This is a genomic window from Micromonospora sp. NPDC048842, assembly GCF_040649935.1.
Lineage (GTDB): Bacteria > Actinomycetota > Actinomycetes > Mycobacteriales > Micromonosporaceae > Micromonospora > Micromonospora hortensis.
Window position 1 is genome coordinate 166,706 of sequence record NZ_JBEZGK010000014.1, and the last position, 11,270, is coordinate 177,975.

The 11,270-nt window shown below is 74.4% G+C and carries 6 protein-coding genes; 3 read left to right on the top strand and 3 right to left on the bottom strand.

Annotated elements, in window-relative coordinates:
• Positions 1 to 28: 28 nt before the first annotated feature.
• Positions 29 to 2,923, bottom strand: a complete 2,895-nt coding sequence (locus AB0C19_RS21125) for an AAA family ATPase (RefSeq protein WP_357187836.1) — start codon at positions 2,921 to 2,923, stop codon at positions 29 to 31.
• Positions 2,924 to 3,117: 194 nt separating this feature from the next.
• Between AB0C19_RS21125 and AB0C19_RS21130 the strand changes: the two genes are divergently transcribed.
• On the top strand, positions 3,118 to 5,340 hold the full coding sequence (locus AB0C19_RS21130; protein ID WP_357187839.1) for an adenylate/guanylate cyclase domain-containing protein: 2,223 nt from the start codon (positions 3,118 to 3,120) through the stop codon (positions 5,338 to 5,340).
• 29 nt (positions 5,341 to 5,369) lie between these two features.
• On the opposite strand, the gene AB0C19_RS21135 is transcribed toward AB0C19_RS21130, so the two are convergent.
• Both AB0C19_RS21135 and AB0C19_RS21140 read right to left on the bottom strand, forming a co-directional pair.
• The gene (locus AB0C19_RS21135) at positions 5,370 to 5,915 is read right to left on the bottom strand and encodes a YciI family protein (RefSeq protein ID WP_357187841.1); all 546 of its coding nucleotides are present in this window, start codon (positions 5,913 to 5,915) and stop codon (positions 5,370 to 5,372) included.
• A 56-nt stretch (positions 5,916 to 5,971) separates the two neighbouring features.
• Positions 5,972 to 6,790, bottom strand: a complete 819-nt coding sequence (locus AB0C19_RS21140) for a class I SAM-dependent methyltransferase (RefSeq protein ID WP_357187843.1) — start codon at positions 6,788 to 6,790, stop codon at positions 5,972 to 5,974.
• A gap of 173 nt (positions 6,791 to 6,963) precedes the next feature.
• On the opposite strand from AB0C19_RS21140, the gene AB0C19_RS21145 reads away from it, so the two are divergent.
• Positions 6,964 to 10,248: a BTAD domain-containing putative transcriptional regulator gene (locus AB0C19_RS21145; RefSeq protein ID WP_357187845.1), complete on the top strand. Its 3,285-nt coding sequence runs from the start codon at positions 6,964 to 6,966 to the stop codon at positions 10,246 to 10,248.
• A gap of 90 nt (positions 10,249 to 10,338) precedes the next feature.
• The gene (locus AB0C19_RS21150) at positions 10,339 to 11,031 is read left to right on the top strand and encodes a hemerythrin domain-containing protein (protein WP_357187847.1); all 693 of its coding nucleotides are present in this window, start codon (positions 10,339 to 10,341) and stop codon (positions 11,029 to 11,031) included.
• Positions 11,032 to 11,270: the final 239 nt, after the last annotated feature.

Consider the following 11,270-nt stretch of genomic DNA (forward strand, 5'->3'; position numbering starts at 1 on the left):
GGGATACGTACTTCAGGTGTCGGCTCGGTCAGCCCCGATGGTTGCGCAACTGGATCGCGCTCGCCTGCACGCGGGTACGAACCTGGAGCTTGTCGAAGATGTGCGACACGTGCACCCCGATGGTCCGCTCGCTGATGAACAGCCGCTGCCCGATCTCCCTGTTCGTCAGCCCCTCGGCGACCAGGGCGAGCACTTCCCGCTCCCGGGCGGTGAGCGCCGCCAACTCGTCGTCGGACGCCTCGACCGGGACGCTGCGCGCACCGGTGCTGTCGCGCTCGTCCAGCGACACCCGGGCCCGCCCTGCCAGCTCGCGGATCTCCGAGGTCAACGGCACCGCGCCCAACCCCTGCGCCACCCGGTACGCCTCCCGCAGGAGCTTGCCGGCGGTGGCCACCCGGCTGCGCCGAGCCAACAGCGCCTCGGCCTGCCGCAGCCGCGAGTAGGCCGCCGGATAGGGGTGATTGCGTCGATCCCACTCGGCCGCCGACGCGGCCCACAGCTCCGGATCGCTGCCGTCGAGGCGGCTGACCTCGGCGGCGCACAACGCCAGGAAACCCTCCACCACCGAGCGCACCGGCCGGGCGGCACCGGCGCTCTTGCGGGCCACCCGCTCGGCCACGTCCCGCAGCCGGCGCACCGCCGTCGGGTCCACCTCCACAGTGCGGCTGGCGTGCGCCTCAGCCTCGGCGCGCAGGCCGTGCCAGACCAGCGCGGAGAGGATCATCACGTCGTCGGAACGGCTCTCGGTGAGGCCGCGCTGCACCGCCTGCCGCGCCACGTCGTGCCGACCCTCCCACATGGCCAGCCCGGAGCGCAGGGTGAGCAACGGGATGACGTGTCGCGCCCCGCCGCCGGCGAGCAGGGTCGCCACCGCGTCGAGGTCCCGACCGGCGGCCTCGATGTCGCCGTAGCCCACCGACAGCCGACACCGGGCCAACAGCAGCTCCACGGCGTCCGCACCGGACGGTCGGTGCCGAAGGGCCGCGGCCACCACCTTCTCCGCCTCGGCCCACTGGCCCACCCGGAACAGCCCGTTGATGGCGATGGCCAGCAGCCGGGTGCCCCAGGTGCGACCCAGCCCCAGCTCGGCCACCCGTTCGGCGCCCCGCCGGGCCACCACCACGCCCTCTTCGAGGACGTTCAGCGGCCCGGTCAGCAGCTCAGCCAGGTGCAGGTACGCGCAGGCCACGTCCTCGGGCTGACCGGCACGCTCGGCGGTGTCGAGGGCGTCGCGCATGACCGCCAGACCGGCGTCCGGGTCTTCCAGGCAGGCGTCGCTGAAGCCCAACGCCGAACTGGCCAGCACCACCTCGGTGGCCGAGCCCGCCACGTTCTCGGCCAACGCCAGCGCCTCGCGGGCCCGCGCACCGGCATCGGCGTAGCGACCCAGGTGCAGCAGCAGCTCGGCCAGGCGGGCGGCGGCGCTCGCCCGGTCCCGAGGGGAGCAGTCCTCCGCCTTCAGCGCCCGCTGGTATTCCTCCTCGGCCAGCGCGGAGCGACCGGCGGCGGCCAGGTAGCGGGCCCGGCGGATGTGCAGCGCGCAGCTCGGCTCGCCACCCCGCAGCGTGGCCAACTCCTCCAGCAGGGCCAACGCGCGCGCGTGCTCCCCACAGTGGTGGGCCGCCTCGGCGGCGTTCTCGAGCAGCTCGACCCGGTCCACGGTCAGCGGGCCCGGCTCGGCGGCCAACTGCAACGCCGCCGACCAGTGCCGGTGCGCCTCGGCGTAACCGTGCAGCCGCTCGGCCTCCTGGGCGGCGGCCACCGCCGCCGGCAGGGCGCGCGCCGGCTCGCCGGCCAGCCGCCAGTGGTGCGCCAGCCGGGCCTGGTGCAGCTCACCCGGCGCGGCGGTCAGCGCCTCGGCGTAGCGGCGGTGCAGCCCGGAGCGCTCGGCCGGCAGCAGCTCGTGCGCCAGCACCTCGGCCACGAGGCGGTGCCGCAGCCGGTAGCCCTCGTCGGCACCGACCAGCAGCCGGTGCGCCACCGCGGCCCGGGCCGCGGCGATCAGCTCGTCCTCCGGCATCCGCAGCACCTCGGCCAGCAGCCAGTGCTGCACCGGCTCGACCCCGGCGGCCACCGCGTGCACCACGGCGTGCGCGTGCTGGGGCAGCGCGTCGACCCGGTCGAGGAAGATCTCCCGCAGCGTCTCGGACAGGCCGTCGCGGCCGTCGCGCAGATCCCGGGCCAGCTCCTCGATGACGAACGGGTTGCCGCCGCTGCGCTGCCACACCTGCTCGGCCGCGTCGGCGGTCAGCGTTCGGCCGACCACAGCGGCGGCGAGCGTCTCGGTGTCGGCCCGGCCCAGCGGCGCCAGGTCGAGCACCCGCACCGTGCGGAGCCGACGCAGCTCGGTGAGCACCCGGCGCAGCGGGTGCGCGCCCTGCAACGACTCGGCACGCACCGCCGCCAGCACCGACAACTGGAGATCTCCCAGGCCGGCGAGCAGGTAGAGCAGGAGCTGCCGGGTGCTGCGGTCGACCCATTGGAGGTCGTCGAGAATCAGCACCAGCGGGCGACCCTCGGCGATCAGGTGCAGGCCACGGGAGACCCGCTCCAGCAACGCGCCAGCGCCGTCCGGGCCGGCGGTCTCGTCGGCGAACATCTGCAACAGCCCCCGCACCGCCGAGGAGGTGCGGGCGGGCGAGGTGGACACCTCGGTGTCGAACCGGCGCAGCGCCTGCAACAGCGGGTGCAGCGGGGAGGCGTCGCCGATGTCCAGGCAGCTGCCGGTGAGCACCACGGCGCCCCGCTCCCGTAGGCGGTCGCCGATCTCGCCCAACAGCCGGGTCTTTCCCACACCGCTCTCGCCGGTCAGGAAGACCGCAGCGGTCTGCCCGTGCGCGGCGTCACCGAGCAACGCGGACCGAACCGTCTGCACCAGCTCGGCCCGGCCCACGAGCGGTGCGGTGTCCACATCGCTGGCCATGCCACGCAGCCTAATCACAGGGCCCCTCACCGTTCTACGGCCGCCCACCGCTTGTGGTACTCCTCGCGTCGACTTTGCGACTAAAGGTTGCAGGTGGCCGACATACGTCGTTCGGCAGATCCCCCGTCGGCCCACTAATGCCAATCTCCGGAGGTGATCAGGCATCAGCGGGGAGAGAGGCCGGTGCGACACCCATGACCACCAGCATCATCGTCGACACGCAACGGACCGTCACCCCGCTCTGGCCGGTACCACAGGAGAGGCGCGTCGTCACCGTCCTCTTTGCGGACATCGTCGGCTCCACGGCCCTGGTGGACCGGCTCGACCCCGAGGACGTCCGAGCGTTGCAGCGGGCCTACTTCGACACCGTCGCAGGTGTGCTGCACCGCTGGCACGGGGTGGTGGAGAAGTACATCGGCGACGCCGTGATGGCGCTCTTCGGCGCTCGGCACTCCGACGGCTTCGACGCGTACCGGGCGGTGCGCGCGGGGCTCGAGATCCAGGCCGCGCTGGACCGACGGCCCATGGTCGACGGCGTCAGGCTGCGCGTCCGGGTCGGTGTCGCCACCGGCGAGGTAGTGGTCGACCTGGGCGACGTCGTCACCGGCGGGCACGGCGTGGCCAGCGGAGCGGTGATCACCACAGCGGCCCGCCTACAGGAGTACGCCGCGCCCGGTGCCGTCGCGCTCTGCGCCGCCACCGCGCGCGCCACCGCCGGCCTGATCACCCAGCGTCAGCTGACGCCGGTGCCGGTCGCCGGCCGGGTGCCGCCGGTGCCGGTCTGGCACGCCGTCGGTCCGGTACGCCCCGGCGCCGACCGGCACGACGGCCCGTTGATCGGTCGACGCCGCGAACTGGCCACCATCCGCGACCAGTTGGGCGCGGCCATCCGAAACCGGACGCCACGCTGGATCTCACTGGTCGGCCCCACCGGCAGTGGCCGCAGCCGGCTGCTGCACGAGTTGACCCGTGGGCTGACCACGGTGGACGGATTGTCGGTCCGCTGGTGCGTGGCGACCTGTCAGCCGTACCCCGATCAGGTGTTGGCGCCGGTCGCGCACCTGCTCCGCGACCTCGCCGGGATCCGGCACAGCGACGGCCCGGCGGCAGTCCACGACCGGCTCGTGGCCGCCCTCACGCCACTGTTCCCGCCGACCCGGGTGGCCACCGCGGTCCCGGCGCTCCAGCGGTTGCTGACCACCCCGGACGGCTCGGCCGCGGCCCTCGCCGGCGCGGCGATCTGCCGCGAGGTCCTGCTACGGCTGGCCGCCCACCGGCCGCTGATCGTGGCCGTCGACGACCTGGACCGGGCCGCGCCCGCGGTGAGCCGCTTCCTGCACGCGCTGTTCGGCGCGGCGACGGAGCGCGGGCTGCCGCTGGCGCTGCTCACAGTGCATCAGCCGCAGTGGGCCGACACCCGGCCCGGTCCGGCCCGCCAGATGACGATCGGACCACTGGCCACGGTGCAGTCCGGACGGCTACTGCGCCACCTGCTCACCCGGGCCGGGCAGCCGGTGGCCCTGGTCGACCGGCTGCTGCCGCTGGTGGGAGGCCGTCCCGGGCACGCAGCGGCGTACGTCACGTCGCTGGTGGACGGTGCCGACCCGGCGGCGCTCGCTCTGCCCGAGGCGGTACGCCGGGCCGTCGGCGCGGAGCTTGACCACCTCGACGGTGAGCGGCGGGCGGTGCTGATGGCCGCCGGCACCCTCGGCGGCCTGATCTCCGGGGCGGCCGTGGACCGGGCACTCGGCTGGACGCCCGGCCGGTCCGCATCCGCGCTTCGCACGCTTGTCGCCTCCGGGCTGCTGCTCCCCCACCAGGTCGGCGGGTACGCGTTCGCCGCTCCCGCGCTGCGCCAGGTCGCCGCCGAGCGGTTGCCCCGCGCCCTGCGGGCCGTCTTCCAACGCCGGGCAGCCGGCGTGCCGCACCTCGACACCGTGCACCGCGACGCCAACCCGCGCGCTGGTGCGGTCAGCGGCTCGGCGGCGAGGAGCGCGGAGATCGTGCGCCTCGACACCGTTGGCGCTCGGACCGGCCGTCTCGACGCCGTCTTCGCGGCGCTGGCCTCGGCAGGGCCGGGCGATGCCACCGGCCCGACCGCGCCGAGACGAGGCATCCCCATCCCGACGATGGCCACCCGTCCCGCCGCGTCGGGTTCCGACGCCAACCGTCCGGCGGGCCCACGCCGGCTCCGAGCCGTCGCCTCGGCGGGCGACGTACCGCCGACGCCGGCGACCCGACCTCCGCGCGGTGCGGGCGGTGACCTGTCCCGGGACATCGGACGGGCCGCAACGCCGATCCGCCCCGCGCCGACGAGTTCGGCTGGGCACTGGACATCCGCCGATGCCGGGGTCGTGCGGGCAATACCCCGCCCACCGTTGATCCGCCCACTGGACGGCCTGCCCGCCTCTGCCTGACTGTGGGCGTCGGGGCGGTTCAGGACAGGTCAGGACGGTCGCCCGCCGAACTGCCAGTTGTGCACCTCGATGTCGGCGTACCGGCCCACGGTCAGGATGGCGCGCGCCGCGTCCGGGTTAGGCGCCCGGAGCAGCGCGGCGGTGCCGAGCCAGGTGACGCCGTCGTCGGCCAGCAGGGGCCCGTACGCGATCAGCTCGTCCGGGTCGGGCGGCACGGCCAGGTCGGCGGCCGGCCCGGCGCCGAGGCCGAGCACCAGGTAACGGTTGCCGCCGGTCCGGCCGCCGGGGAAGTCCCACATGGTGCGGCCCAGCGTGTTGCGCCACCGGCGCAGCAGCACGTCCCGGTACACGCCGGCCTGGTAGTTCGGTTCCTCGAATGCGAATGCCCGCGCGGCGGCCGGGTCGGGCACGTCGACGATGTGCACGCTGCCGGTGGGCGTGTCGCCGACGAAGGTCGGGCCACGGGCGATCATTCCCGCCGCGTACCGGTCCATGTAGGTCCAGTGCTCGGGCAACAGCTCGTCGCGCAACGCCGCCGAGCCGGGCCGGTCACCGTGGTAACAGAGAAACTCCACGCCGCATTCTCGCCGGGTGCCCCTCGTCGACGGAGGACCGGGTGCCGCAGTGGCCGCTACGGTACGGACGCCGAGGCCAGCAGCGCCGCGGTGGGCAGCGCGAGCAGGCCGTCGGGGCCACGGTAGCGGGCGGTCAGTTCGTCGTACGCGGCACGAATTCGGCTGATCACGGCCGCCGGCTGGCTCTCCAGCACCAGACCTGGCTTGCTGATGCCGTTGGCGGGGCCGCTCCACCAGGCCTCCGGGTCGGTGCGGTGCGCCCAGGTGATCGTGTCGCAGCGCACGTCGACAAGCCCGGCCTTGTCGAGCAGGCCCGCCAGCCCGTCGGGGGTACGGGGGAAGTCCCGGTCGGCGTCCACCGTCGGGGCGGGGGCGCGACGGTCGACCCCGGCGGCGTCGAAGACCTCACCCCAGAGGCTCTGCGCCTCGGGCGGGGGGTGCGGCCACACGGTGACCGCGACCCGACCAGCGGACCGGACGACCCGTCGCAGCTCGGTGATCGCGGCCGGCGGATCGCCCACGTGATTGATCACGAAGTTCGCCACGGCCGCGTCGAACGTCCGGGAGCCGAACGGGAGGTGCGGCAGCGACGCGAGGCGAACCTCGTCGACGGACGGAACGCGGTCGCGCGTCAACTCGACCATGCTGGGCTCGGCGTCGACCGCGACGACTGTGGCGTGGCGAGCACACGCCAGCCTGGCCACAGTGCCGGAGCCGGTGCCCGCGTCGAGCACCCGCGTGCCGGCGCCGACGTGGGCGGCGTCCAACAACGCCGGTGCCGGGTACGCGCAGAGCGCGGCGAGACTGCTGTCGTACGCTCCCGCGCGCCCGGCCCAGCGCGACCGTTCATATTCGTCGAAGGCCCTCGTCGTCATCGCCAGGCCCCCTTCGCGGATCTTGGTGGTGGTGCCACGATATCGAACGAGGCGCGTTCGGCGGCGCGCAGGCGCGGTGGTCGGGCCGCCGCCCGCGCCTGCCGTGAGCTGGCTGCCCCGTGTCCCGTGGCAGCGGATGAGCCGCTCACCAGCGCGACTAGGATTGGTCCGTCATGCTGCTACGGGTGCTCGGGCCGCTTGAGGTCGAGGTCGACACAGGCGGGCCGGTCGACCTCGGCGGCCCCCGCCAACGCGCCGTGCTCGCGCTGCTGCTCGCGGCCCGCGGCGAGGTCGTCTCCGTCGGGCAGATGATCGAGGATCTGTGGCGGGGTGACGCGCCGCCCCGGGCGATCGCCTCCCTCCAGGCGTACGTCTCGCATCTGCGCCGCCTTCTGGAGCCGGCCCGCGAGCGCCGGGCGCCGGCCCGAGTCCTGGTCACCGCGGCACCGGGCTACGCGCTGCGGCTGCCCGCCGACGCCGTCGACGCCGGTCGGTTCGAGACGCTGCTCGCCGAGGCGCGAGCGGTCGGCCCCGGCGATCCGGGCCGGGCACGTCAACTGCTCAGCGACGGGCTGGGTCTGTGGCGCGGTGGGGCGTACGCCGAATTCGCCGCTGAGCCGTGGGCGCAGCCGGAGGTGCTGCGGCTGGAGGAGCTGCGGCTCGGCGCCCGAGAGCTGCTGCTCGACGTGACGGTGCGCTGCGGCGACGCGGCCGAGGTGGTGCCGGAGGCGGAGCTGTTGACCCGGCAGGCGCCGCTGCGGGAGGAGAGCTGGCGGCTGCTGGCGCTGGCGTTGTGGCGTACCGGTCGGCAGGGCGACGCGCTCGCCGCGCTGCGCCGGGCCCGGGCGACCCTGGCCGACCAGCTCGGACTGGACCCGGGCCCGGCGTTGGTCGAGGTGGAGTCCGCCATCCTGGGCCAGCGGCTCGACCTGCTGCCACCGGTGGCGGCGCCAGCGGTACGCGTGCAGCGGCAGGTGCCGGCGGAGGTCTTCGTCGGCCGGGAGGCCGAGCTGGAGGCGCTTCGGCAGGCATCCGCCGAGGCGGTGGCGAGCGGGCCGCGAGTCGCTCTGGTCAGCGGTGAGGCCGGGGCCGGCAAGACGAGCCTGCTCACCCGGTTTCGGGACGAGCTCACCGGTCACGGCTGGCTGGTCGCCGTCGGCCGCTGTCCCGAGGTCGAGGGCGCCCCGCCGGCCTGGGCCTGGGTCGAGGCGCTGCGGTACCTCGCTGAGCAGGCACCCCCGGGTGACAGCGCCCCGGCGCTCGCCCCGCTGCTCGGTGGGGGCGACGGCGAGGCCGGCGGCGACGTCACCGCCGGCCGGTTCCGGCTGCACCGCGCCGTCGGCGCCTGGTTGGACGCCGCCGCGGCGCGCAGACCGGTCACCGTGATCCTCGACGACCTGCACGCCGCCGACGCGGAGACGTTGCTGCTGTTGCAGAGCGTCACGGAGATGACCACCGGCACCGTCCTGTTCGTCGCGGCGATGCGGCCCGCCGACAACACCGAGCGGCTCGCCGACACGATGGCGGTCCTGGCCCGCCGGTCACCGCACCGGATCCCGTTGGGCGGTCTGAGCACGTCCGACGTCGAACGGCTGCTCGGCGCGCTGGCCCGCAGCACCGTCGACCCGGACACGGTCACCGCGTTGGCCGAGCGGACCGGCGGCAACCCGTTCTACGTCCGGGAGTCGGCGCGACTGCTGGCCGCCGAGGGCACGCTCGTGGCCACCTCCGACGTGCCCGAGGGCGTACGCGACGTGCTGCGCCGACGACTCTCCCGCCTCCCGTCGACGGCCGTCTCGGTGTTGCGTCTCGCCTCGGCCGTGGGGCGGGAGGCAGAGGTGCGAACGCTCGTCGACGCCGCCGGCACCGACGAGGGCGCCGTCCTGCGGGCACTGGAGGCCGGGTTGGCCGCCGGGCTGCTCACCGAACCGGCGCCCGGGCGGGTGCGGTTCGTGCACGGCCTGGTCTGCGACACCATCTACACCGACCTGCCGCAGCTGCGCCGCACCCGCCTGCACGCGCGGATCGCCGCCGCCACCCGTCGGCTGCGGCCCGACGACTACCCCGCCCTGGCCCACCACTACGCCCGCGCCGCGTCGGCCGACACCGCACCGCTCGCCGTCGACTACGCCATCCGGGCCGCCGAGCTGGCCGAGCGGCGGTACGCGTACGACGCCGCGATCGAGCTGCTCAGCAACGCTGTCGAAGCCGTCGCCACTGTCGCCGGGGACCGCGACGCGCTCCGGGTGGACCTGCTCGGGCGGCTGCTGCGCGCCCAGGCGCGGGCCGGCGCGGTGGCGGCCGCCCGGCAGACTCGCGCTCGGGCTGTCGACGTCGCCGCGGCGTCCGGCCGCGACGACCTGCTGGTCGCGGCGTTCACCGCGTGGACCGTCCCCACCCCGTGGCTGACCCACGAGTACGGCGTGGTGGACCACCGGGTCGTCGAGCTGCTCACCCGGCTGCTGCGCGCCCAGGACCTGGAACCGGTCGCCCGCTGCCGGCTGCTGGAGGCCCTGGCCACCGAGTTGGACGGCGAGTCCGATCCGCGAGGCGTGGCGGCCGGACGGGAGGCGCTGGCCCTCTCGCAGCGGCTGGACGACCACGAGCTGCGCGCCCTCGGGCTGGCCGCGCGGCTGCGCACCATGAGCTACGAGCGGGAGGCGCCGGACCGTCGGGCCTTCGCCCTGGAGCTGCGTGACCTCGCCGACGAGCACGGGCTGGTGGCCTACCGTTCGGTCGCCGAGCAGGCGCTGGGCCACTGCGCTGCCGCGCTCAACGAGCCGGACGAACTGCGCCTCAGTGTTGCCCGGCAGGGGTGGCTGGCCGAGACGTACCAGCTGAACGAGGCACAGACGATCAACCTGTGCTCGCTGGGCGCCCTCGCGCACATCGCCGGCGACTTCGCCGCCGCGCGGCGGCACTACGACCAGGTCGAGGTGCAGATGCGGCGGCAGGGTTCGCTGCACGCCGAGGCCTTCCACTACTTCTCCACCGGCACTCTGCTGATCAGCCAGGGGCGGTTCGGTGAGCATCTCGAGGCGACCCGGCGGATCCGGAGGTCGTTGGGCCCGATCGTGGACGACCTGCTGGCGCTGGCGCTGATCGGCAGCGGACGCCTGGACGAGGCGCGGGCAATGCCGATCGGGCGGCACACCTACCGCCCGGACTACTTCGAGTCGGCGCTGCTCAGCGTGCGCGGGATGGTCGTCGTGGCGCTGGGTCGACGGGACCTGGCCCACCCCGTGATCGACGCGCTGCTCCCGGTACGCGACCAACTGGCCGGTTTCTCCACCACAGCGGCAGTGGTGCGGCCGGTCGCGCTGACACTCGGTGAGCTGTTCCGGCTGGTGGGCCACACCGAGGAGGCAACCCGGCACTTCACCCTCGCCGCGCGGGTCGCCCGTCGGTGGGAGTCGCCGCACTGGCTGGCCGAGGCGACGGCGGCGATGGCCCGCTGACCGTCACCGTTGGCGGATTCCAAGCCGGTTCCAAGTGACACCGAGCATGATCAAAAGATCTGTGCCAGTTGATCCCTCGGAAAGGTCACCGTGAACCAGAACCACCGCGAAGCCATGGCCGACGTACGCGACATGTACATGGCGCACTCGGCGCTCCGTCGCGAGTTCAGCCTGCTGCCGCAGCTCGTCCGCGACGTCACCCCGGGCGACGCCACGCGCGCGGAGGTCGTCGGCGCCCACGCCGAGATGCTCTGCCACATCCTGCACCTGCACCACGAGGGCGAGGACCTGCTGCTCTGGCCCCGGCTGCTGGAGCGCGGCGGCGCGGAGGCAGCGGCGATCGTCCCCACCATGGAGGCGCAGCACCACGCCATCGAGGACGCCCACGCGGCGGTGGTCGGCCTCCTCCCCCAGTGGCGCCGCACCGCACGCGGCGGTGAGCAGCTCGCGGACGCCCTGGAGCAGCTACGCGCCGCGCTGATCGAGCACATGGCCCTGGAGGAGAGCGAGATCCTGCCGCTGGCGCAGCGGCACGTCACCGCCCGGGAGTGGACGCAGCTCGGCGAGCACGGCATGAGCAAGTCCCCGAAGAAGCAGCTCCCGCTGGCCTTCGGCATTGCCATGTACGAGGGCGACCCGGAGGTGGTCAAGGCGGTGCTGGCGCACGCTCCGCTGCCGGCCCGACTGCTCATGCCGATCATCGCGCCCCGGCTGTACGCCAGCCACGCCAAGCGGGTGCACGGCACCGCCACGCCCCCGCGCATCGGCGCCAGCGTCCGCTGAGCAAGGTCAGCGGCTCGCCCGACCCAGCTGAGTCGGCGGCTCGCCCGACGCGGCTGGGTCGGCTTCGCGACCGAACCCCACCTCGCCCTGAGCATGATCGACGAGGCGGTCCCGACCCGGCTGGGTCGCTGGGAGTACTAGCCCCAACGCCGTTCAGTTAAGTGGTTGGTGTGGTCGTCAAGGGTCGGGGATGACGATGTCGATACTGGTGGTGGCTTGGTAGCTGCGCCGGTCGATGG

What these genes read in the sequence shown, in the direction of transcription:
- AB0C19_RS21130 (WP_357187839.1), top strand. Translation starts at nt 3,118, where the DNA reads ATGACCACCAGCATCATCGTCGACACGCAACGGACCGTCACCCCGCTC.
- AB0C19_RS21125 (WP_357187836.1), bottom strand. Translation starts at nt 2,923, where the DNA reads ATGGCCAGCGATGTGGACACCGCACCGCTCGTGGGCCGGGCCGAGCTG.
- AB0C19_RS21140 (WP_357187843.1), bottom strand. Translation starts at nt 6,790, where the DNA reads ATGACGACGAGGGCCTTCGACGAATATGAACGGTCGCGCTGGGCCGGG.
- AB0C19_RS21145 (WP_357187845.1), top strand. Translation starts at nt 6,964, where the DNA reads ATGCTGCTACGGGTGCTCGGGCCGCTTGAGGTCGAGGTCGACACAGGC.